Here is a 22557-nt window from a genome sequence, read left to right as displayed (position 1 = left end):
TTTCTTCTGCATTTATGGTACAGTACTAATCAGGTGAGTTTTGAGTTTAGAAGAGGAGAGAGTAACATTATATGAGTAAAGGAAATCAGTGGTCTTCACGCCTCGGTTTTATTTTAGCATCTGCTGGGGCAGCAATTGGTCTAGGAGCGATATGGAAATTTCCATACGTAACCGGAACCAGTGGCGGTGGAGCATTTTTTGCGTTGTTTATTTTATTTACAATTTTTATTGGATTGCCGCTTCTGTTGGCAGAATTTATCATTGGAAGACATACGGGAAAAGAAGCGATTAGTGCTTATAAAGCAATTGCTCCAAAGTCCGCTTGGGTATGGATTGGCAGGCTGGGAGTACTCAGCTGTGTCGTTTTGCTTTCCTTTTACAGCGTCGTTGGCGGCTGGGTGATTTTATATACGATTATGAGCGTAACCGGTATGCTAAGCGGAAAAGAGTACGGTCCGTTGTTCAATGCCGTCATTAGCCAACCTTATGTGGTATTAGGTGCACAGGCGCTGTTTTTATTAATTACAGTGTTTGTTATTTCAAAAGGCGTACAAAAAGGCATAGAGCGTGCTAATAAATACATGATGCCGCTGTTATTTATCTGTTTTATTATCATTGTGGTTCGCTCTTTAACATTAGACGGAGCTATGGACGGAGTAAAGTTCTTTTTAAAACCGGATTTTTCAGCCATTACAGGGTCATCTGTTCTCTATGCGCTCGGTCAGTCGTTTTTCTCGCTTTGCGTAGGATTATCCTGCATGGTGACATATAGCTCTTATTTAGGGAAAAAAGTAAGCTTGACGCGTTCAGCTGGCACCATTGCTATTTTGAACTTGTTTGTTTCGCTGCTTGCAGGCTTGGCTATTTTTCCAGCTGTTTTTTCATTCGGATTAAAGCCAACCGAAGGACCTGGACTTTTGTTTGTGGTCTTGCCAACAGTATTTGAGAAAATGCCGTTTGGCACCGTCTTTTTAGCACTGTTTTTAATTTTATTTCTATTTGCTACGCTTACGTCTGCTTTTTCACTGCTGGAAATTATCGTAGCTGCTTTAACCAAAGACGATCAGACAAAACGAACTCGCTACGCTTCTTTAGCAGGGATTCTTGTGTTTGTAGTAGGTATCCCATCAGCGCTTTCGTTTGGTGTACTAAAACATGTCTCACTTTTTGGCAGAAGTATATTTGACGTAGCTGACTTTTTTGTGAGCAATTTAATGCTGCCTCTTGGAAGTTTAGCCATTGCAATTTTTGTGACATTTAAAATGAAAAAAGAAGCCGTGTATGAAGAGTTTATTTCAGGAAGTACAAAAGGCGCTAAATTATTCAACGCATGGTTCTTTCTAGTTAAATATGTATTACCTATTATTATTATAGCTGTTCTGTTAAGCTTACTTGTTGCATATTAAAAAAAGCACTCATCTGAGTGCTTTTTTGTTTATTTTGCAAAAACGTGATTTCCGATTGTAATCGTAACCTGTTTTTGACGAAGCCATTGATCGCTTGTTTTATCTGGGTTAAAGAAGAATAACGAACCTTTTCCTTGACCTCTAAACGCTAGTGCTTCATTTACAGCTTTTTTTGCTTCAGCATCCGCTGCTTTATTAATTTCACCGTTTTGTACAGGTGTAAACTGTGTACCTTGATAAATGACATCATGAATAGAGTTTGGGAAAGAATCGCTATCCACGCGGTTTAAAACGACTGTTGCTACAGCCACTTTGCCAGCGTAAGGTTCACCTTTTGCTTCAGCTTGTACAAGGCGAGCTAACAATTCTTTATCGCTTTCGCTAATAGAGTTAGGGATTGTTAATGTTTCATTTGCATTAATAGAGTCGGTAGATTTGTGATTCGCTTCTTTTAACTGTTTAACCGTAACGCCGTATTCAGCGCCAATCTTGTAAAGAGTCTCTCCGGCTTTTACGCGATGGGTTGTTTCAGCGGCATTTGCCCCGTGACTCATGCCGAACATAGGAACTGCTAGTGCTCCAATAATTGCTAGTTTCTTAAACATAAAGTAAGTACCTCCTGAAATCCTTTTGAACGCCCCTTTTATCACGGATCGGTGCGTGCTGTGCACCGAACTTTATATGTACGTTTCAAAGATTAACAGGTGTCAATACATCTTGTCACTGCTTAAAACATACCAATCTAGGAAGATATTATAATAGTTAACAGATAATTTGAAAAATACGTTGACTGATAATAAAGGAGTGAATTATAATGAACGAGTAAATAGTTAACCGTTTAACTGGAGAGATTTTATGGGAGAAAAGATAACGATTCGTGATGTAGCAAAGCATGCAGGGGTGTCTGCAGCTTCAGTATCTTACGTCTTAAACGGAATTAACAAAGTATCCGATGAAACAAAAGAGCGAATTTTAACAGCGGTAAAAGAATTAAACTACGAACCAAATTTAACCGCCGTTAGTCTTTCGAAACAAAAGTCAAATATGATTGGCGTGATGTTCCCGCTTACAGATGATTCACTTTCTACTATATTTAAAGATAACCATTATTACAGTGAAATGATTAGTGGAATTGAATATGTAATCCGTAAGCATGGTTACGATCTAGTCATATCTGGAGTGAGTAGCCCAGCTGATTGCTTAAAATGGATTCGAACGAGAAATATTGATGGTCTTCTGTTTTTAGGAGCCTTCCCGCATCGATTATATGAAAAAATGAAAGCGTTATCGAATCCGATTGTGTTAGTAGATACATATGAAAAGTGCGAACGTGATTATCATCATATTTCGGTAGACGATGAGTATGGAGGATATCTCGCTACAACACATTTAGTGAGTTTGGGGCATAAAGAAATTGCCTTTGTTGCTCATCACCTCGTCAATAGTCCAGTGGATAAAAAGAGGTATATAGGCTACGAGAAAGCATTAAAAGAAGCGGGCATTACACCATCAAAGACGTTTGTTTTTGAAGTGAACGAAAGCTCATTTGATAACGGTTACAATTTAGGAAACAAGCTGTTGCAAGATCATAAGGATATTCGGGCGGTTTTTGCATCTTCTGATACGCTGGCGCTTGGAATTATGAAAGCACTGCAAGAAAAGGGGAAAAGAATTCCGCAGGACTATTCAATCGTAGGGTTTGACGACATCACGTTTAGCAGCTATGCATCTCCAAGTCTAACAACCATTCGTCAAGATGTATTTAACAAAGGAGTCGTCGCCGCGACGTCTGTTATTCAAGCAATCGAACGCCGTTTCAGCACGCTGCAGCATGTAAAATTATCGGTTGAACTTGTTATTCGAGATTCGACTGCTAAGCGCGAGTGAACCACAGTAAGTTAACCGGTTAACCAAAGTTTAGCATTGATAAAAAAAGGGGATATAAGTTAGCATTCACAAAAAAAGGGGATATGAAAATGATTAATGTTACAGTATGGAACGAAAATCGTCATGAACAGAAAAATCCGGTTGTAAGAGAAATTTACTCTGAAGGCATTCACGGTGCCATCGCTTCTTTTTTAGAAGAAGGAGGATTTCGTACGCACACAGCAACATTAGACGAAGTAGAACACGGGTTGACTGAAGAAGTATTAAATCAAACGGATGTTTTAGTATGGTGGGGTCACTTAGCGCATGACGAAGTAAAAGATGACATCGTTGAGAAAGTAAAGCAGCGCGTGCTAGACGGTATGGGGCTTATTGTCTTACACTCGGGTCACTTTTCCAAGATCTTTAAAACGTTAATGGGCACAAGCTGCGACTTAAAATGGCGTGAAGCAGATGAAAAAGAGCGCTTGTGGGTAGTAGAACCGAGCCATCCGATTGTGGAAGGTATTGGTGAATTTATCGAGCTTGAGCGTGAAGAAATGTACGGAGAGCACTTTGATATTCCAGCACCCGATGAACTGATTTTCACGAGCTGGTTTGAAGGCGGAGAAATTTTCAGAAGCGGCTGCACGTACAAACGCGGAAACGGAAAAGTATTTTATTTCAGACCTGGACATGAAACATATCCAACATACCATAACAAAGACATTCAGCGTGTCATTATGAATGCTATTAAATGGGCGAAGCCAGCAGAGAGAAAACGTCCTGTTTACGGCAATGCGCAACCGCTTGAATCAATCGCTGTTAAAAACTAATGAATAATGCTTAAGCAAAGGGGATAGGAAAGATGGCAAAAGTAAAAATTGGCGTTATTGGGTGCGGAAGCATTGCGCAACACCGTCACTTACCAGAATATAAGATGAATGAACAAGTAGAATTAGTAGCCGTTTGCGATATAAACACAGAACGTGCAAACAGCGTAGCACAGCAGTACGGTGTAAAAGCGTACACAAACTATGAAGAACTTTTAGCAAGCGGTACAGTGGAAGCAGTGAGCGTATGTACGCCCAATTATCTTCATGCGCCTATTTCGGTTGCAGCGTTAAACAGCGGAGTTCATGTTCTGTGTGAAAAGCCGATGGCAACATCAGAAGAAGAAGCGAAATCGATGATTGAAGCAGCAAAAACAAACGGTAAAAAACTAATGATCGGACATAATCAGCGCTTTGTAGCTTCTCATCAAAAAGCTCGTGAACTTATTGAAAAAGGGGAAATCGGTAAAATTTATAGTTTCCGTACGGCTTTTGGCCACGGTGGTCCTGAAGGCTGGAGCGTGGACGGAAAAGAAAGCTGGTTCTTCAAAAAAGACGAAGCGTTTATTGGTGCTATGGGGGATTTAGGCGTTCATAAAACCGATATGCTCCGCTACATATTAAATGAAGAAATTGTAGAAGTCGGTGCATTCGTGGAAAGCAATGCAAAAGACTTTGCAAATGTAGACGACAATGCTGTGTGCGTATTAAAAACGGAAAGCGGGATTATCGGGACGCTTGCGGCAAGCTGGGCTTACAATGGAAAAGAAGATAACTCCACGATTGTTTACGGCGAGAAAGGGATTCTTCGTTTAGAGGACGATCCGACGTATTCATTAGTTGCACAATATGCAACGGGTGAAGTGGTGAACTATGAATTAGGAAAAATCCAGTCGAACGATGAAGGCGGACAAAGTAATTCTCACGTCATTGAACAATTTGTAGATGCAGTTGCAGAAGATAAAGAATCTCCGGTTCCTGGTGAAGAAGGATTAAAATCACTTGCTGTTATTTTAGCAGCTTTAAAATCAAGTCAAACGAAACAAATTACGCGCGTGTAAGAGGTGAAAAACGTGAGAATTGGCATAATCGGAGCAGGAGGGATTGCTGTAAGCAGGCATATCCCAGCATTCAAACAACTGGGTGATGAATGTGTGATTTGGGGGCTTAGCGATATTAATAGTGAAAGAGCCACAGAGGTAGCCAATGAACATAATATCCCTCACGTATTTGTTGATTACAAAGATATGTTTAAAGAAGTGGATGCTGTATGTATTTGTACACCGAATAAATTTCACGCCGAGTTTGCAGTAGAAGCGCTAAAAGCAGGCGTTCACGTTCTATGTGAAAAGCCGATGGCGATGTCTAAAGAGCAAGGTGAAGAAATGCTTGCTGCTGCTAGAGAATCAGGTAAGCAGTTAGCGATTGCGTATCACTACCGATTCATGAAAGAAGCGCAGGCTGCAAAAAAAATGATGACAGAGGTAGGGCGTCCATTAGCTGCACGTGTCAGAGCAATGCGTCGCCGTAAGGTTCCCGGTTGGGGAGTATTTACGAACAAAGATCTTCAAGGAGGAGGCAGCTTAATTGATTACGGTTGCCATTTGCTTGATTTAACGCTTTGGCTAATGGGAAACCCAAAGCATACTGAAGTACTGGGAAGTACATATAATGACCTGAGTAAAACGCCTAACCAATTAAATCAATGGGGAGCATTTGATCATGAAACATTCGGTGTGGATGATCATGTAACGGCCTATATTAAATTTGAAAATGGAGCGTCGCTTCTTTTAGAAACTTCTTGGGCTGCTAATATCGAAGATGATGAAGAGCACGTAAGCATATCAGGGGTAGAGGGCGGTTTAAGCGTGTTTCCGTTTGAACTATACACGTCCAAAAACGGTATGCTCATGAACAGTACGTCACCTTGGATAGATGGAGAAGATGATTACAGCTTAAGTCAGGCTAAAAATTTCGTTGAAGCGTGTAAAGGAAATGCTGAATTAGTAGTAAAGCCACAAGAAGCGCTTCAAGTCTCAGCTATTATTGATGAAATATATCGCACAGGGGGAAATTAAAATGAAACTTGGAGTATTCACGGTCTTATTTGCGGATCTTTCTTTTGAAGAGATGTTAGATAAAGTAAAATCAGCAGGTCTTCATGCTGTTGAAATCGGAACGGGAGGCTATCCGGGAAACAGCCATTGTCCGCTAGATGAGCTGCTTGAAGATGAGGGAAAAAGAGAAGCATATATGAAGCAGATAAAAGACCGCGGACTTACAATCAGCGCATTTAGCTGCCACGGCAATCCTATTTCACCTGAGGCAAGTTTTGCAAAAGAATCTGACGAAACGCTTCGCAAGACCATCCAACTAGCATCATTAGTAGATGTTCCAGTAGTTAACTGCTTTTCTGGAACAGCAGGAGATCACGAAGAAGCGAAGTACCCAAACTGGCCTGTTACTCCTTGGCCTAACGAGTATGGAGACGTATTGAATTGGCAGTGGGAAAATAAGCTTGTTCCTTATTGGAAAGAAATTGGAGAACTAGCGGAGGAGCATAACGTAAAAATTGGTTTAGAACTTCACGGTGGATTTTTAGTTCATACTCCGTATACGCTCCTAAAGCTTCGCGAAAAAACAAGTCCAGCGATTGGCGCTAACCTTGATCCAAGTCATTTATGGTGGCAAGGAATTGATCCGGTAGGAGCTATTAAAATTTTAGCAAAAGAAAATGCGATTCATCATTTCCATGCAAAGGATACGTACTTGGACCAGGATAATATTAACATGTATGGACTAACGGATATGCAGCCATACGGAGAAGTCCAAACGCGTGCATGGACGTTTAGATCCGTAGGATGCGGACATGATGTAAAAGAGTGGTCTGATATGATGAGTGCCCTTCGCACATACGGATACGATTATGTAGTCAGCATTGAGCATGAAGATCCAATCATGTCGATTGAAGAAGGATTTAAACGCGCGGTTACAAACTTACAAAGTGTATTAATTGAAGAAACTCCCTCACAAATGTGGTGGGCGTGAGCAAAAAGAAGCATCTCTAAAAAGAGGTGCTTCTTTTATTTTCGTTGATAAATTATTTGCCTTTTGTTCACCTGAATTTCGATACAAACGGGTGATTGGTAACCCAAAAGCGCCAAGGGTAATCCTTCGCTTCACCAGAATTATCAATGCCAACGCGAGGTCCGGCGGAAATCGCTGAAGGAGTGAAGCCACGAGCAATATAAAGAGGAGGGGTGGTTAAATCATGACCGTACAAATCCATTGAAACCCCTAGTGCTTTTGTTAGTTTCCCAGGACCGTTTGTCCAATTTATTTCATTTTCCATCCCTCGACGTCTAGTTTTCATCAAATCTTTTCCGCTAAATGGCTCAATAGCTCGAATGAGGACGCCTTCTGGACAATCGATGTCGCTGCTTACAACATTGAGTAAACAATGTGTATGCATTGTATGCGTATAGGCATGACCAGGAGGACCGAACATTACCTCTGTTCTTTTTGTGCGCCGGTTATTAAAGCTATGAGCTGCTCGGTCGAAAGGCCCTTTATAAGCCTCTGTTTCCACAATAAAACCAGATGCAGCTCCTTCTGCCGTTTCGTGAACAAGAAGACATCCTAACAGCGACTGGGCTAGTTCAAGCGTAGGCTGTTGATAAAACGAAAGAGGAAGTGGTTCAATCGCTAAAAGAGAACGCGTCATTTGCTGTAGTCCATCCTTTCAAAGCAAAGTCATTCACGCTGTTATTGCGCATCTTTTATTATGATGTTTTCTTTGTTATTTTGCAAAGGGAGGGACTGATTCATACAGTAGTCTTTCTTACCCACGTTCAAGTATTTATCATGATTCAACTTACTCTATGAAATTATTTTAAAGAAGGGTTTCGTTTTGCACGTGTAGGGGGAATATTTTACTACAATACTTTGCTTTTGTTGCTGGTATGATATACACAGTTCATCCATATTTTACATGCTTTTAGTTTTTAAAAATAGTGATCCGTCTTTTCTTTATTTTCGTTCTACACATGAAAGCAAAATAAAAAGATTGAATTGTAGAAAGCTCTTTATAAATGGAGATAAAGAAAAAATATCCTTCAAAGAGTATTTAAGGGATTTTAGAACATATTAAAAATAAAATTTATACACTGTGAGGAATAGCTATGAACATCCACTTTGATACATTAACGAATTTATCAATTAAACATATTTTTGGGCCTGCATCTCAAACAATCACCCATCTCACATATCATTCAAAACAAGTTCACGACGGATCCGTATTTTTTAGTATAAAAGGTGAAAATGAAGATGGACATCAATATATTAAAGAAGCTATAGCTAGAGGAGCCGTAGCAGTCTTTGGGACAAGCATCGAGGAGCTTCGTCTTTTGAGCACTCAGTATTCTCACTGTACGTTTTTAGCTGTTGACGACGTTCGCAAAGTAATGGCGTCTTTTTCTAAAATGTATTTTGATTATACGGATGAAAAAATTGAGACAATTGGCGTTACAGGTACAAATGGCAAAACAACCGTAGCAGCTTACGTAAGGTCGCTTTTAACTCTTTTAAAATTGCCAACAGGATCGATTGGAACGACCGGCATTTGGTCATCAAAGCAGAAGTTAGTTTATAAAAAAAGTACGCCTACAACACCTGAGTCGGTAGACTTGCATAAAATTTTTTATGATTTGTATACAAGAGGTGATGAAGCGGCAGTGATGGAAGTATCTTCGATTGCGATTGATCAGCAGCGAGTAGAAAATATTTATTTTGATGTAGCCATTCATACAAACTTATCGGAAGAACATTTAGAGTATCATAAAACGTTTGAGCACTATAAAAAATGCAAGATGAAATTATTTCAACAGGCCAAACATGCCGTTATTAATATAGATGATCAGGACATGGGAAAAGACTTAAGCAGGGTATTTGAAGGACCTAAAGTCACGTATAGTTTATTAAATAACAAGGAGGCAACTCTGCAAGCAACAAACATCACCGTCAAAGAAGGAGGCTCTTTCTTTGATTTACTTTATAAAGGACAGTCATACAAAGTAGCAGTGCCTGTATATGGTGATTACAACATTGCTAACGTGCTAGCGGCCATTGGTACAGCTGTTCACTTTGAATACCACATTGAAGATATTATTAGCGTACTTCCTCAATTGGAAAGTCCAGAAGGGCGATTTCAGGTGATAGAAGGTCCTAATAACCAAAAAGTGATTTTAGACTATGCCCATACGCCCGTTGCCCTTATGCGTTTGGTAGAAGAAGTAAAAAAGATGGAGTATAACCAGCTGATTGTCATGATTGCAGGGATCGGCATTCGAGATTTTAATAAAATGCCTAAAATGGCGCGTACCATTGAAGGAAAAGCTGATGAAATTATCGTAACGGTTGATCATCCAGGTTATCATGATCCCAACGTAATTGTAGATCAAGTGATGACAGGTTTTTCGAATCCGAGCGCAAGCAATATTCACCGCGCCCCTACTCGAACAGAAGGAGTATTAAAGTCGCTTTCTTTGGGAAAGGCGAATGATATTATTTTACTTACAAGCGGCTGTATTAACGGCGCTCAGCTTGTAAAAGGAAACGAAATTCCGCATTCAGATGAAGACATTATTGCCTCTTATTATGCATCGTTAAGCAATATTTCCTGATATTCTTCTTCATTTATTGAACGAACGTGGAGAAATTGAAACATCATACGAAAGAAGGTCTCTTACTGTTTTTAGAGACCTTCTTTTTGCATGGGAACTATAGGCTGTTTTCGCGCTGTGTTTTTGGTTCTTCAATTTTTACATCATGTTCTTTAGCCAGCTTTTTAATAGCTGCATTGTAATCGCGTATACCTTTTCGTGCTTCATCAAGCATAGCGTTTGCCTCAGCAATAAGGTTGCGGTCCTGCTTTTCCAAAGCACTGACAATTTTAATAAAAGCATTATACTGGGTATTGGCAGCCTTTATATAGCCTTCATGAACCTTTCGAAGATCGTCGGTTTCTACATCGATGTTTTCCAGTTCGTCAACAAATTTACGATAGGTAGGAATGACTTCACTCGTCATCGTATCGTACATAACAGCGTCACTTGTGTAGTTAGCGCCTGTAACGGAATCGTATGCGTCAATCGCCTCTTTTTCAAGCTGAGCCGCTTTCTTTAAATCTTGATTGTTATAATCGATTAAATCATCTTGAACAGGATCACTAAAGCAGGCGGATAATAAAAACAAAAGAGGGACAAGACAAAATAAAACTTTCTTCAACGAATTTCACCTCCGTTTAACAATGTATGAAACATCTGCTTGGCAAAGTCTGTTTTAATAACTGGAGAAAAAGAAGGGAGTGTATAAAAGGATTTTTAAAGGTCGACAGTGAATGTATTCATAAGTCGGTTTGTAGTTGACCACCCTTTAGTAGCAGGAAGGAAGAGAAGATGATTAAAATAAAAAGAGACCACTTAACGAACAATGAAGTTATTGAGCTAGTAAGTTCTCACCTTCAAGGAATGAACTTACATTCCCCCCCTGAAAGTATTCATGCTCTAGATATTGAAAGTTTAAAACAACGTCATATTACGTTTTGGAGCGTGTGGGAAGGAAGTCAGCTAGCAGGGTGCGGAGCTGTAAAAGAGTTAGATGAGCACCACGGAGAAATTAAATCGATGCGAACAGCTACCGCTCATTTACGGAAAGGAATTGCTAGAGAGCTGCTGCAGTACATAATAAATGAAGCGCAAAAACGAGGGTACCGACGCTTAAGCTTAGAAACAGGATCCGCACCCGCTTTTGAACCGGCTAGAAAGCTATACGCCAGTTTTGGATTTTACGAGTGCGAACCGTTTTCTACCTACAAAGAAGATCCATACAGTGTGTTTATGACAAAGAAATTGAATGAGTAAAAGACAGGAAAGAAGGCGCAGATGATTTGTTTATTTGTATGCAAACTGTGCGGGCAAGCAGCGGTCATTTATCCTGTTAGCAAGTAAGCTTTTTAGGCAAAGCCTTTTTAGGAGGCTTTGTTTTGGTAATGATTCATATAAAAAGGTATAAACTAGGTTTTCTCACTAGACAAAAAGGTTTTTCCTATGTAGTATAGGTGTCAGATAATACAAAACGAATGTTCAGTATAAATAATAAATGTACGGGGCGGTGGAAATAGCTTGAATAAAAAAAAGCTTCAAAGTGAACAAACCAAAAGAAAAGTGGCAGATGCCGCTAAAGCATTGTTTTCTCAAAAAGGCTATAAAGCTACATCTATTGAAGAAATTGTAGAAGCTACGGGAAGCAGTAAAGGGAATATTTATTATCACTTTAAAAGTAAAGAAGGGCTTTTTCTTTATTTAATAGACGAATGGGATCTTGAGTGGGAACGAAACTGGAAAGAAAGAGAGTCTCTTTACAAAACAACAAGAGATAAGCTTTTTGGAATAGCGGAGCAAATCATTTTAGATGATTTGAATCATCCTCTTACGAAAGCTGCCGATGAGTTTTTTAACAACGAGGAAAAGGGCAGCGACATCGAAGAGCGAATTGATGAGATGGTGAAACGACACGTGGAGTTTAACCGGGAACTTTTGCAACAGGGCATCGATGAAGGCGAGTTTTCTCATAAAAATGCAGAGCAGCTTGCAGTAATTTTAGAAGGGCTGTTTGTTGGAATGAGCCGCATGTCTCGAAAAACGAGTACGGAAAATGCCCTGCAGCTTTACCATTCAGCAATCGATGTATTTTTAAACGGAATTATAGCAAGGTCTTCTTAAATAAGCGGGGATGCTTATTGTGGCAATGAGTAATCCCTCATTATTTTGTATTTTTATAGACCGAACGTTCAGTATTTTTGTAATCAGGAGGTTTATATGTCATTATTGTTAAGAAATCGAGCGGCGATTTTGCTGCTCATGCTAAATATTTTTATTATCTTTACGGGAATCGGTCTCGTTATTCCAATTATGCCAACCTATATGACGGAGCTTCATATCAACGGCAGCGTGATGGGGCTTTTAGTAGCGGTGTTTTCACTAACTCAATTTCTGTTTTCGCCTTTAGCGGGGCGATTATCCGATTCGTTAGGGAGAAAGAAAATTATTGTAGCGGGAATGATTGTTTTTGCCCTGTCTGAATGGTTCTTTGGTTCAGTGAGTACACCTCTTTTATTATTTGTATCCAGAATGCTAGGTGGGGTCGGGGCCGCGCTTATTATGCCTGCTGTTATGGCCTATACAGCGGACGTGACGTCTGCTAAAGAACGCGCTAAAGGAATGGGCTATGTGACGGCAGCGATTACAACAGGATTTATTATCGGGCCCGGTATTGGAGGCTTTTTAGCTGAATACGGCATGCGCGTGCCATTTTACATGGCCGCAGTAGCAGGAGGCTTGGCTGCAGTGATTACGCTTTTTGTTTTGCCGGAGTCTCGTCCTGTACAAGATCATGCTGTTTCAAACAATGAGAATCCAAAAGAAGATCGGCTGCTACTGCAGCTTATGAATTCCTACAAAGAACCTTATTTTTTAAGTTTAATTATCGTTTTTGTGACATCGTTTGGATTATCCAATTATGAAACGATCTTTTCACTATTTGTTGATCATAAATTTAGCTTTACGCCAAAAGATATTGCGTTTGTTATTACGTTTGGCTCTATTGCAGGAGCTGTTGTGCAGGTTACGATTTTTGGCTGGATTTTAAATAAGTTCGGTGAAAAAAGAGTCATTTCGTTTTGCTTGATGATGACGGGACTTTTTATTTTACTTACGCTATTTGTGCACACGTACTGGCTTATTATTGTTGTAACATTTATCGTCTTTTTAGCAACAGATATTTTACGTCCGGCAATAAGCACGCAAATGTCGATGATGGCACAAGACGACCAAGGGTATGTAGCCGGACTAAATTCTGCTTATACAAGTCTTGGGAATATTATTGGACCCGTTGTCGCAGGCTTTCTTTTTGATATAAACGTTAATTATCCGTACGTATCAGCTGCACTTGTACTGCTGCTTTGTTTTCTTTTATCTTTAAGAGCAGGGAAGGACCGAAAAACAGCTGTGAGAAATCAAGCGATTCAAGAGAAATGATAGAATTTTTAGGAGATAGAAGACCTCCAGTAGTTTACTGGAGGTCTTTTAATGATGCTTTTAGTAAAGCTGTAAGATTTACAACACCACTCAGCCTATAACGAAGCTTTATTTTATGGGCAAAACAGTGAAATGGTTGCAAATAAAAAAAGTTAATAGTAAACTTTAAACGTAGTAATAAATAGTATGGGAGCTTGCGCGGGGCAGGCTGAGAGTACAGGGGCGCCTGTTGACCATTTGAACCTGTTGGATAATGCCAGCGCAGGGAATGTGAGTACATACCAAAGCACTTTGCGCATGCAAGGTGCTTTTTTGTCTTTTTTTTTGCAGTGTTAAAACTAAATGAAAAGAGTGAGAGAACATGGATATTAGTAAAATTTCAGCTCAATTAGAAAAAGTAAGAGATACAAGTCCGCTTGTTCATAATATTACGAATGTTGTGGTAACCAATTTTACAGCAAATGGACTGCTTGCCATAGGAGCGTCACCTGTTATGGCTTATGCGAAGGAAGAAGTGGCTGATATGGCTCGAATCGCCGGAGCGCTTGTCTTAAATATGGGTACACTGACGGCTCAAGAAGTAGAAGCGATGAGAATAGCAGGAAAATCAGCAAATGAAAATGGCGTGCCGGTTATTTTCGATCCTGTAGGAGCCGGAGCGACACCGTTTCGTACAGAAGTGGCACGTCAGCTTGTAGAAGAATTAAATATTGCCGTTATTCGCGGTAACGCTGCTGAAGTTGCGAATGTAGTAGGCGAGTCATGGCTCATTAAAGGCGTTGATTCATTAGAAGGGCAAGGAGACGTCATTGAACTTGCTGAGAAAGCAGCGAACAAATTAGATACAGTGATTGTTATTACGGGGAAACAAGATGTGATCACCGATGGAAACACAACGTATACAGTAGACAACGGTCACCCGTTATTTACGAAGGTGACGGGTACTGGATGTCTGCTGACATCAATTATAGGAGCTTTCGCGGCTGTAGAAAAAGAATATGTCGAGGCAAGCGTTGCTGCTTTAAGTTTTTACGGAGTGGCAGGTGAAATCGCCGCAGCGAAAAAAGGTGAAGAAGGGCCGGGGAGCTTTCAAATTGAGCTGTTAAATCAGCTTCATCTTTTATCTGGACAGGATATTGAATCATATGCAAGAGTACATCAACGTTAAAAGGAGCGGGAAAATGACAAACGAAGAAATTAAAAAGCTGCTGAAAGTTTATTTTATAATGGGCAGCAATAACTGTAAAAAAGATCCGAAAGAAGTATTAAAAGAAGCAATTGAAGGCGGCGTTACCGTGTTTCAATTTCGTGAAAAAGGCGAGGGTGCCTTAACAGGAGAAGCGAAATATCAGCTGGCGAAAGAACTTCAGCAAATTTGTCAGCAGCACAGCGTTCCTTTTGTTGTGAATGATGATCTTGACTTAGCGATCCGCTTACAAGCAGATGGCATTCATATTGGACAAGAAGATGAAAAAGCTCATATTGTTCGAGAAAAAATAGGAAAAGGAATTGTGGGCGTCTCTGTTCATAATGTACAAGAGCTGCAGCAAGCGATAAAAGACGGGGCGGATTATGTAGGAATGGGACCTGTTTTTCCTACTTCTACAAAAAAAGACGCAAAAGCAGTGCAAGGTACAAAATTAATTGAAGAAGTGCGAAACCAGAATATTGACTTTCCAATTGTAGGAATCGGTGGCATCACGCCTGAAAATGCCAAACAAGTAGTAGAAGCAGGTGCAGATGGTGTTTCTATTATTACCGCGATTAGCTTAGCAGCGTCTCCAAAAGAAAAAGCAGCTCAATTGAAAGAAGCGGTAGGAAAATAAAAAAAGCGCACAGTGTGCGCTTTTTTATTATAGCTGAACGGTTTGAGGAGTTTCTTCGCCTTCATTCATAAAGCGAATTTCGTTTGGTGTAATTTCCAGAACAACATACTCAGGGTCATTTGGACCGTCAAACCATTCTTTCATGTGATCGTTCCATATACGTCCTTTTAATTGATCACCGGTACGAAGAACAGCTGTCCCGGATAATTCTAAGTATTGATCGCCATATCCTTCGCCGCTGTAGCCCAATAGTACGTGCACGTTCGGATTGGCTTCGATTTCTTCTGCCTTATGTGTATTGATATTTGTTGGTGTGTAAAGAGCGATACCATCTTCATCGCTGAAAAATGTCATATAGCGAGAGTGGGGTTTGTTGTTTACAACTGTGGCTAATGTTCCTACACGATTTCCTTCTAATACTTCATTTACTTTTTTAGCAATTTTTTGTTCATTCATTTTATCCATCTCCTTTATTACTTTTTATGTTCCTCAATCGAAGATAAATAAAACATACATGTCTAAAAAAATATAAGTTAACAATAAAATAATTATGTAAACTAATAAATAAAAAAATAAAAAAAGCTAGCTACAGCTAACTAAAAAATAAGCCCGCACTGCCGTAACCCTAAGTGTCTTAAATACCCAGATCTACTAGGTGGGTGCCCTCATAGCCGGGTTTAGCGTCCCAAGAAGGGCGTGCTATCTGCAGCTAAATTTTGAGCTCCCTTTTAACACTCAAAGGTTTAAGACAACATGAGTATACGCACAGCGCAGGTATGTATAACAAATGTAAATAAAATGCCGATATATAAATGTTTTCTAATTAATCAACTTTCATCGTACAAGAAATGATTATAACGGAATAATGAATGGAACGCAAGACTTTTATTTAAAGTTTTTCTTCTCTAACATCTTGGCGGTTATGCCGTAACAAAATAAAAAAAGGGCCCGCAACTGGAATGAAACATAAGAGAAGGTAAGGCCGGGATGCTATCTTTTCTTTTGTCATAACGGAATAAGAAAGCCACGTTAAAACAAAAAAATCAGCGGTCATCACGCTAACAAGCTGTGACTGCATAAAAGCATCTTCATAAGCTCTTATTGAACCTATGGATAGTCCGTATACGTAACCAGCAATCGTGAGTGCTAAGCATAGTCCAATCCATAGACGAGAAGAAATGATGGCAATGAAGCGTGAAGGAATACGCGAACGTGTTCGAACTTTTTGTCCTTTCCAATGATAATAGAACAAAAGAGAAAAAGCTCCAAGCGCAAATGATAGGAGAGAAAATGGCCATCCAGGCAGTTTGTACGTATCTTTTTTACAAATCATTACCATGAATAATACTGGGAAAAGCCCTAAAAAAGAGAATACCATAACTACGAGCGGATCTACCTGTTGAAAATTTCCTGTGACAAGGTTTTTAAACAGCATATCATCAGCGGCGCTTGCTCCCGGAGCTAGCAGAAAGGCGTATAGTACAAGCATAGTCCATACAATGATGTACATTACATATTCTCAACTCCTTTTAATTGTTTTAGTATACAAAAACCATTTCAGTATATTTCCCCGTTTTGTGATGAAGGGAAACGCTTGAAACTCTTCTTTAATTAGGTGTAATATTACACTAAAGACATGTGCGTGTATAGAAAGAAAGGGCTGTAAAAATGGATAAACAAGAAGTCATTAAATCCGTATCGGATAAAATACGATTAATTCGTTTAGAAAGAAACTATTCACAAGACAGAATGGCTGAAGTTATTGGTATTTCAAAAAAAACATTGGTTCAAATTGAAAAAGGGCGCACGGAAGCAGGGTGGACGACCACTGTTGCAGTATGCGGTTTGTTTCGTGACAGTGAAATCCTTCAATCGGTTTTAGGAGACGTCCCCTTAGAAGTAGTAGAAATCATTGCTCATAACGGCGTATCTTCTCCAAAAGATAAAACGCTCGGAGGAAGAGTATGGTGGAAAGAGATTCAAAAAGAAGGTTCTTTTCGTCTGCAGCAAAATATGATTAGTCAGCACTATCGTATTTTAGATGACCAAGACTATCGATGGTTTAGTTCATTTGATAAAAGTGAAGCTGTAGAAAGGTTTGAAGAATTAACGAAGAAATAAAAACAAGCACTTGTTTTCAAGTGCTTGTTACTGATTCATTAACGTGCCGGATGAAGGGCGGTTGAACCAATTCCATAGCTCTACATCTCCAAGTGAAGCGTAGGTGATAGACGGATCATTTTTTAATTTCAGCAGCTTTTTGGTAGGTCCTGTAATCACAACGCCGTACACACCGACTCCATGTTTCTTTACATAAGAATATCGCTGATTTAGCAACAAATCGGAATGGTCTAGCTGACGAACTTTTTGGACTGTTTCTTCATTATCGGCTAATAGTTTCATCATATTTAAAACGTTCGACTTGCTAGTAGAGTGCGTTTGATTTCCTTTGTGCTCGTAAGGCAAGTCTAAAAACTCCGGAAAGCCAAATGTTGATGTTAAGTCAATTAATGGCTCATCTTTTGTGCTTGTTTTTTGTTCGTTCCCTGTATTAAGCGCGTACCAAGAGGTAGAAAAATCACGGCTGTCGATGGCGTTCATTTTTTGCTGAACTTCTTTTAGCGAATACGTATCATCAAAAGAAATAGCCACTTCGCTTACCGTTCCTTTTGGTAGGTTTTCTAATGCATTCCATGTTTCATTCGTCCATTCCTTATACTCTTTTGCATGTAGCTTTAGTTTTTTTTGATCAGGATAGACAAAGGAAAGGTTAAGGTCGTATTTACCGCCGGAAAATTCTTTTTCTACACCGCTCGTTTTATTAAACAGCTGATGAAATGTAAACGTCCCAATGGCCTGCTCTTCACGTCCAACTTGCTTATAAGCTTCCATTTGCGACTGCATTCGGAAAAAGGACTGTGTATCAGAAGTGGTTTCACGTATATGAACGTTCGGAAAAGCAGATTCGATAGCCGCTTGATTGACGCTATTTATGTATTCGGTTTTTGATTGATGATAATATACAATGGATAAAAAGCTGCCGATCATCCATAGCAGAACGACAGAGCTAATGACAGTTGTCACATTTGAAAGGCGCTGCTTCCATTTGGCCATATAAATGGACTTTTTCACTTTTTTATTATCCAACATCGTATCGTCATTTAGTGAAGTAGTTGATGGAGTTGGCGATAACGGTTCATCTTCGGTTAGCAAGTGCTCTAAATGAGCTGAGCATGCTTCACAATTTTCCGTATGTTGTTCAAGTGTTTCTGCTTCTTTGTCTGTCAAAGTGCCGTTTTTATATTTTTCCCATTGATGCTTCATATCTTGACAGCTCATCCGTCCTCTTCCTTTCTTTTTTTCAATTGTTGACGACCACGATACAAGTCCATTTTCACTTTTGACAGAGTAAAGCCAGTCATTTCTGCAATCTCTTCATATGTGAAGCCATGATAATCTCGTAACAGTACAATATTCTGCTTAGCCGGAGGCAAAGCAGATACATCAGAAAGCCAGCCGTCGATTTCACTTTGAATCATCACTTGTTCTTCAGCACTTGGCTGAGGAGTAAAGTGCCATTCTTCTATTTCGACAGTAGGGCGTTTTTTTTCTTTTCGATACCAGTCAATAAAGGCGTGATAAGCAATTTTGAACAGCCAAGGCTTTACTTCCTCGCCTTTATACGTTTCTAAGTGTAAAAGTGCCCGGTAAAAGGTCTCCTGCATTAAATCTTCCGCTGATTCTTTTCTGCGAGTAAGAGAGAGAAGATAGCGCAGCAAATCATGCATGTGCTGTTTATAAATGTGTTCAAAGTTATGCTGTTGTGCCATTTTCTCCCCCTTTCATTTAATCAACGCAATTTGTGGATAAAAGTTTCGGTTTTTTTATCAAAAATCGTATGTAATAGATAAAAGATGCTTAAAATACGATATATAGCTTATCATACTAAAAAGAAAATCATATGAAATTCGACATAATTCCGTGTAATTTGTCATTTTTTTAAAAAACTAAAGGGTAATTGGTGTTCGAAGGAAACAGAAAATGTTATGATAGAACAAGGATGTGCTCTTACAAAAAACAGCTACATACATAATAAAAAATACAGCGTTTGTTTGCAGAATGAAAATGGACAAACACATGGTGTTTAACCATGGATGTTTGTGGGAAAATAAACTAAGTATTTTCAACAAAAAGTAAATTAAATTGTGTTTTCACTTATAAAAAACACGGTAAATTGGAAAAGGTGGGGTCATGATGGACGTAGAAAATACACAAGGTACAGAAGAACAAGCACCTAAAGTCAAGGCAGCTAAAGTTGGCGATACGATTCAGCCTAAAAAAGGCGACTATAAAGGATTTAAAGGAATTGTTATGGTAGTGCGAGACAATTCGGTTATCGTAGATTTTGGAAAAGATGCTGAAACAGGCGAATCCATGAAAACAGTCGTTAATCATAAAAACTATAAAATCGTAAAAAAGTAGGTGAATAACCTACTTTTTTTTACTGAATATATGTTTAAAGACGGCGATTTTTCTATCGGAAACCTTAGAGAAACGCATAGGTAAAGCAATTCTTTGAGAAGAAGAATGTTTTTTAGTAAACTATAGAAAGTATGCAGAAAGAAAGGATTTTTTGTTATGTCAATTCAATTATCACAATTATCATTACCAAAAGAGGTTCTTTCGCTTTTAGCGAATCGTAAATATGAAAATCTGTCTCATGCTGATCAGCTATTAATTGGAAAAGGCGGCTATACAGCAGAAGAAGCAGATATTTTAGAAGATGCCATTATTGCCTTGTCACTAGGGAAAAACGTACTTTTAAAAGGGCCGACAGGTTCAGGTAAAACAAAGCTTGCTGAAACGCTGTCGCATTTATTTTCTCAGCCGATGCATAGCGTTAACTGCTCGGTTGATTTAGATGCAGAAGCGCTGCTTGGCTTTAAAACAATTTCTGAACAAGAAGGGAAAACAGGTATCGAGTTTGTAGAAGGACCTGTTATTCAGGCAATGAAAAAAGGCCATTTATTATATATTGATGAAATTAACATGGCGAAGCCTGAAACGCTTCCTATTTTAAACGGGGTACTTGACTACCGGAAAATGATTACAAACCCATTCACTGGAGATGTAGTGCGCGGTCAGCAAACATTCGGCGTAGTAGCGGCTATTAACGAAGGGTATGTTGGGACTGTTCCATTAAACGAAGCGTTAAAAAATCGTTTTGTTGTCATTGAAGTGCCATATATTCAAGGGAGCAGCTTAAAGCAAGTTCTAATGTCTCAGTCTCAGTTAAAAGACGAAAAATTAATTGATAAATTTGTCACGCTCTCTGCAGATTTAATTACTCAAGTTCAAAGCGGCCATGTATCAGAAGAAGCTGCGTCTATTCGTGCGCTTATTGATACGTGTGATTTAGCTCTTTATATGCCGCCTCTTCGCGCGATTAAACGCGGTATTATTGAAAAGCTAGAAGATGAAAGGGAAAAAGCCGCCATTCAAAATATTGCTGAAACATTATTTGAGTAAGGAGTGGCGCTATGCGATTTATTAAATTTAACGACAAAAATGTAGATTCCTTTCTCTATATGGAGCTGGCAGATTTAACGAAAACATTAACAAAAAATGATGAAATTGAAGTAGAGTATCGCGTTTCATCTTATTATGATCCTGTACACGGCATTATTTATCTCAGTCACTTTTGGGATAACCGTCCAGAAGAAGACAAAGTGTACGGCTTAAAAAGTGATGTATTTTTAAGAAGTATTGGAAGCTATAAGCATTCAAACTTCAAAGAAATTAATGCATATTTAAAGAAAATAAATAAAACGTCGGTACCTAGCTTAGCTAAGCAGCTGTTTATGCTGTTTGAAGATATTCGTTTAGAAGAAGTATGCAAACGCGAACGTCCTGGAACGAAAAAAGCCTTCGCCGTCAGAAGGCAGCTCTATAGAAAATATTTTGCCACACAAATGAGCGCAAATTTAACAAAAAGTGTGTACACGGATGCACTTTTTAACGGCATTTACTTGCTATTAACGGCTGAAAATCCGTTTGAAGAAATTCCTTCAATGAGTGAATCGATTAACTTAGCGATGCCTTTTATTCGCAGACAGCTAACAAATGTATATGAAGCGAAAACAACAAAAGACGTATCGCGCATCTGCCTTGAACTCGTAGATGTTTTTGATGATATTATCGAAAAAGATATGCTTAATACTTATTTCTTCTTGGCTGAACTTCAGTATGATCAGTTAGAAGAAGGGTTAACATTTGAAGATTTAAAACGCAAAGATTCATTAGTGAACGATGATATTTTAGAGCATGAAAAAGACGGAGATGAAGACATTCACGAAGAGAAAATGGAAATGTGGCATCGAGAGACAAGCGAAGCGACGCAAAGTTTTCTACAGTTTGATATGGATCAAGGTTCAAAAACAGACATGCTAGGCGATGGTGTTCGTGAAGGCGACGATGGAGATCAAGCAATGGGAATGGTGCAAGGATCTTCTCAAAAAACATCACGGAACGATTATTCTCAAATCGAAGCCATGGAGCAAACGCATCCGGAAAAAGACGGGGAAGCGGATTATGAGTATGGGAAAGAAAATAAGCATGCCTATGCTGTTTTTGTAGATTCTAAACTTCCAAGCGACGATCACGTTGTTCAGTATGATGAGAATAAAAAAATCATTGCATCGTATCAAAAAAAATTAAAGCAAATGATTGAAAAAACGCTTGAACATAAAAAAACGCTACCTAGAAGCGAGCTGCACTTTGGCCGATTAAATAAAAAACTTCTAAAACTATGGACGGATGATAATCCTCGTTTGTTTTATAAAAAAGATGAAGATTCTGCCCAAATTGATGCTGTGTTTTCTCTTCTAGTTGACTGTTCGGCATCGATGTACGACAAAATGGATGAAACGAAGCTCGGGATTACGCTATTTCATGAAGCGTTAAAGTCTGTTATGGTGCCTCATCAAATTGTTGGATTTTGGGAAGATACAAATGATGCTACTGAAACAAGCCAGCCTAACTACCTGCAGACGGTGATGGACTTTCAAGCATCATTAAAGCGTAAAAGCGGTCCTGAAATTATGCAGCTTGAGCCTGAAGAAGACAACCGTGATGGATTTGCCATTCGCCATATGACACGTCGCTTGCTTCAGCGTTCTGAACAGCAAAAGTTTTTACTTGTGTTTTCAGACGGTGAACCAGCCGCTATGGGATATGAACAAAATGGTATTGTAGATACGCACGAAGCGGTATTAGAAGCACGCAAGCACGGAATTGAAGTCATCAACGTCTTTTTATCCAACGGGGAAATTGATGAAGGACAAAAGAAAACCATTCAAAATATGTACGGCAAATATAGTATTCTAGTACCAAACATCGAAGAACTTCCCGATGTGCTATTTCCTTTACTCAAGAAATTACTTCATAAAAGCATTTAAAAAAAGTCGAAGCATATTGCTTCGACTTTTTTTGCTATTGACCGTTAATCCGGAGGGAGGTAAGTTAAATATAT

The 22557-nt window shown here is 39.2% G+C and carries 23 protein-coding genes, 1 other RNA gene and 1 riboswitch; of the genes, 16 read left to right on the top strand and 8 right to left on the bottom strand.

Annotation, left to right across the window (positions count from 1 at the left end):
• The first annotated feature begins 71 nt into the window (after nucleotides 1-71).
• On the top strand, nucleotides 72-1406 hold the full coding sequence (locus ACNHOZ_RS18025; RefSeq protein ID WP_028413519.1) for a sodium-dependent transporter: 1335 nt from the start codon (nucleotides 72-74) through the stop codon (nucleotides 1404-1406).
• A 29-nt stretch (nucleotides 1407-1435) separates the two neighbouring features.
• Here ACNHOZ_RS18025 and ACNHOZ_RS18020 read toward each other — a convergent pair whose 3' ends face one another.
• The gene (locus ACNHOZ_RS18020; protein ID WP_028408694.1) at nucleotides 1436-2011 is read right to left on the bottom strand and encodes a cell wall hydrolase; all 576 of its coding nucleotides are present in this window, start codon (nucleotides 2009-2011) and stop codon (nucleotides 1436-1438) included.
• 250 nt (nucleotides 2012-2261) lie between these two features.
• Here ACNHOZ_RS18020 and ACNHOZ_RS18015 point away from each other — a divergent pair, with 250 nt between their 5' ends.
• The 5 genes from ACNHOZ_RS18015 to ACNHOZ_RS17995 all read left to right on the top strand — a co-directional run bounded on the left by ACNHOZ_RS18015 (nucleotide 2262) and on the right by ACNHOZ_RS17995 (nucleotide 7153).
• A complete protein-coding gene (locus ACNHOZ_RS18015; RefSeq protein ID WP_048021153.1) occupies nucleotides 2262-3293 on the top strand; it encodes a LacI family DNA-binding transcriptional regulator in 1032 nt (343 codons plus the stop codon).
• Between the two features lie 89 nt (nucleotides 3294-3382).
• A complete protein-coding gene (locus ACNHOZ_RS18010) occupies nucleotides 3383-4108 on the top strand; it encodes a ThuA domain-containing protein (RefSeq protein ID WP_028413517.1) in 726 nt (241 codons plus the stop codon).
• A gap of 32 nt (nucleotides 4109-4140) precedes the next feature.
• Nucleotides 4141-5166: a Gfo/Idh/MocA family protein gene (locus ACNHOZ_RS18005; protein WP_255900693.1), complete on the top strand. Its 1026-nt coding sequence runs from the start codon at nucleotides 4141-4143 to the stop codon at nucleotides 5164-5166.
• 12 nt (nucleotides 5167-5178) lie between these two features.
• On the top strand, nucleotides 5179-6183 hold the full coding sequence (locus tag ACNHOZ_RS18000; RefSeq protein WP_255900695.1) for a Gfo/Idh/MocA family protein: 1005 nt from the start codon (nucleotides 5179-5181) through the stop codon (nucleotides 6181-6183).
• 1 nt (nucleotide 6184) lies between these two features.
• Nucleotides 6185-7153 (top strand): sugar phosphate isomerase/epimerase family protein, encoded by a 969-nt coding sequence (locus tag ACNHOZ_RS17995; RefSeq protein WP_028413514.1) that lies wholly within the window; start codon nucleotides 6185-6187, stop codon nucleotides 7151-7153.
• 67 nt (nucleotides 7154-7220) lie between these two features.
• On the opposite strand, the gene ACNHOZ_RS17990 is transcribed toward ACNHOZ_RS17995, so the two are convergent.
• Nucleotides 7221-7829, bottom strand: coding sequence for a DNA-3-methyladenine glycosylase (locus ACNHOZ_RS17990; protein ID WP_028413513.1), 609 nt, complete (start codon nucleotides 7827-7829; stop codon nucleotides 7221-7223).
• A 457-nt stretch (nucleotides 7830-8286) separates the two neighbouring features.
• On the opposite strand from ACNHOZ_RS17990, the gene ACNHOZ_RS17985 reads away from it, so the two are divergent.
• Nucleotides 8287-9786, top strand: coding sequence for a UDP-N-acetylmuramoyl-L-alanyl-D-glutamate--2,6-diaminopimelate ligase (locus ACNHOZ_RS17985; protein WP_255900698.1), 1500 nt, complete (start codon nucleotides 8287-8289; stop codon nucleotides 9784-9786).
• Between the two features lie 97 nt (nucleotides 9787-9883).
• On the opposite strand, the gene ACNHOZ_RS17980 is transcribed toward ACNHOZ_RS17985, so the two are convergent.
• Nucleotides 9884-10390: a hypothetical protein gene (locus ACNHOZ_RS17980; protein ID WP_013082979.1), complete on the bottom strand. Its 507-nt coding sequence runs from the start codon at nucleotides 10388-10390 to the stop codon at nucleotides 9884-9886.
• A gap of 173 nt (nucleotides 10391-10563) precedes the next feature.
• On the opposite strand from ACNHOZ_RS17980, the gene ACNHOZ_RS17975 reads away from it, so the two are divergent.
• From ACNHOZ_RS17975 to thiE, 5 genes are all read left to right on the top strand, one after another.
• A complete protein-coding gene (locus ACNHOZ_RS17975) occupies nucleotides 10564-11025 on the top strand; it encodes a GNAT family N-acetyltransferase (RefSeq protein ID WP_223546665.1) in 462 nt (153 codons plus the stop codon).
• Nucleotides 11026-11286: 261 nt separating this feature from the next.
• Entirely contained in the window at nucleotides 11287-11886 is a 600-nt protein-coding gene (locus ACNHOZ_RS17970; protein ID WP_028413510.1) for a TetR/AcrR family transcriptional regulator, read from the top strand.
• 96 nt (nucleotides 11887-11982) lie between these two features.
• Complete coding sequence (locus tag ACNHOZ_RS17965) at nucleotides 11983-13200, top strand: MFS transporter (RefSeq protein WP_048021147.1); 1218 nt, start codon at nucleotides 11983-11985, stop codon at nucleotides 13198-13200.
• A 176-nt stretch (nucleotides 13201-13376) separates the two neighbouring features.
• Nucleotides 13377-13485, top strand: a riboswitch (TPP riboswitch).
• 76 nt (nucleotides 13486-13561) lie between these two features.
• The gene (gene thiM, locus ACNHOZ_RS17960; RefSeq protein ID WP_048021146.1) at nucleotides 13562-14368 is read left to right on the top strand and encodes a hydroxyethylthiazole kinase; all 807 of its coding nucleotides are present in this window, start codon (nucleotides 13562-13564) and stop codon (nucleotides 14366-14368) included.
• 13 nt (nucleotides 14369-14381) lie between these two features.
• The gene (gene thiE, locus ACNHOZ_RS17955; RefSeq protein ID WP_255900705.1) at nucleotides 14382-15026 is read left to right on the top strand and encodes a thiamine phosphate synthase; all 645 of its coding nucleotides are present in this window, start codon (nucleotides 14382-14384) and stop codon (nucleotides 15024-15026) included.
• A 27-nt stretch (nucleotides 15027-15053) separates the two neighbouring features.
• Here the strand turns inward: thiE and ACNHOZ_RS17950 are convergent, their stop codons facing one another.
• From ACNHOZ_RS17950 to ACNHOZ_RS17940, 3 genes are all read right to left on the bottom strand, one after another.
• Complete coding sequence (locus tag ACNHOZ_RS17950) at nucleotides 15054-15482, bottom strand: pyridoxamine 5'-phosphate oxidase family protein (protein WP_013082985.1); 429 nt, start codon at nucleotides 15480-15482, stop codon at nucleotides 15054-15056.
• A 146-nt stretch (nucleotides 15483-15628) separates the two neighbouring features.
• Nucleotides 15629-15806: non-coding RNA, 6S RNA (gene ssrS / locus ACNHOZ_RS17945), on the bottom strand.
• A 109-nt stretch (nucleotides 15807-15915) separates the two neighbouring features.
• Nucleotides 15916-16536 carry a hypothetical protein gene (locus tag ACNHOZ_RS17940; RefSeq protein ID WP_034265740.1) on the bottom strand — a complete coding sequence of 207 codons (621 nt, stop codon included), beginning with the start codon at nucleotides 16534-16536 and terminating at the stop codon, nucleotides 15916-15918.
• 158 nt (nucleotides 16537-16694) lie between these two features.
• On the opposite strand from ACNHOZ_RS17940, the gene ACNHOZ_RS17935 reads away from it, so the two are divergent.
• On the top strand, nucleotides 16695-17147 hold the full coding sequence (locus ACNHOZ_RS17935) for a helix-turn-helix transcriptional regulator (RefSeq protein ID WP_033578859.1): 453 nt from the start codon (nucleotides 16695-16697) through the stop codon (nucleotides 17145-17147).
• Between the two features lie 27 nt (nucleotides 17148-17174).
• On the opposite strand, the gene ACNHOZ_RS17930 is transcribed toward ACNHOZ_RS17935, so the two are convergent.
• Both ACNHOZ_RS17930 and ACNHOZ_RS17925 read right to left on the bottom strand, forming a co-directional pair.
• Nucleotides 17175-18365: an anti-sigma factor gene (locus ACNHOZ_RS17930; RefSeq protein ID WP_255900709.1), complete on the bottom strand. Its 1191-nt coding sequence runs from the start codon at nucleotides 18363-18365 to the stop codon at nucleotides 17175-17177.
• A complete protein-coding gene (locus tag ACNHOZ_RS17925) occupies nucleotides 18362-18856 on the bottom strand; it encodes an RNA polymerase sigma factor (RefSeq protein WP_013056868.1) in 495 nt (164 codons plus the stop codon). Before ACNHOZ_RS17925 ends, ACNHOZ_RS17930 begins: the two co-directional genes overlap by 4 nt.
• Nucleotides 18857-19277: 421 nt before the next feature.
• Between ACNHOZ_RS17925 and ACNHOZ_RS17920 the strand changes: the two genes are divergently transcribed.
• The 3 genes from ACNHOZ_RS17920 to ACNHOZ_RS17910 all read left to right on the top strand — a co-directional run bounded on the left by ACNHOZ_RS17920 (nucleotide 19278) and on the right by ACNHOZ_RS17910 (nucleotide 22483).
• Nucleotides 19278-19508: a YkvS family protein gene (locus ACNHOZ_RS17920; RefSeq protein ID WP_013056869.1), complete on the top strand. Its 231-nt coding sequence runs from the start codon at nucleotides 19278-19280 to the stop codon at nucleotides 19506-19508.
• 156 nt (nucleotides 19509-19664) lie between these two features.
• Nucleotides 19665-20555 (top strand): ATP-binding protein, encoded by an 891-nt coding sequence (locus tag ACNHOZ_RS17915; RefSeq protein ID WP_014460283.1) that lies wholly within the window; start codon nucleotides 19665-19667, stop codon nucleotides 20553-20555.
• An 11-nt stretch (nucleotides 20556-20566) separates the two neighbouring features.
• Entirely contained in the window at nucleotides 20567-22483 is a 1917-nt protein-coding gene (locus tag ACNHOZ_RS17910; RefSeq protein WP_028413502.1) for a vWA domain-containing protein, read from the top strand.
• Nucleotides 22484-22557 lie beyond the last annotated feature (74 nt).

The sequence above is a fragment of the Priestia sp. D51 genome, assembly GCF_053345675.1.
Note: the sequence above shows the minus strand (reverse complement) of the source record. Positions and strands in the feature narration are given on the sequence as shown.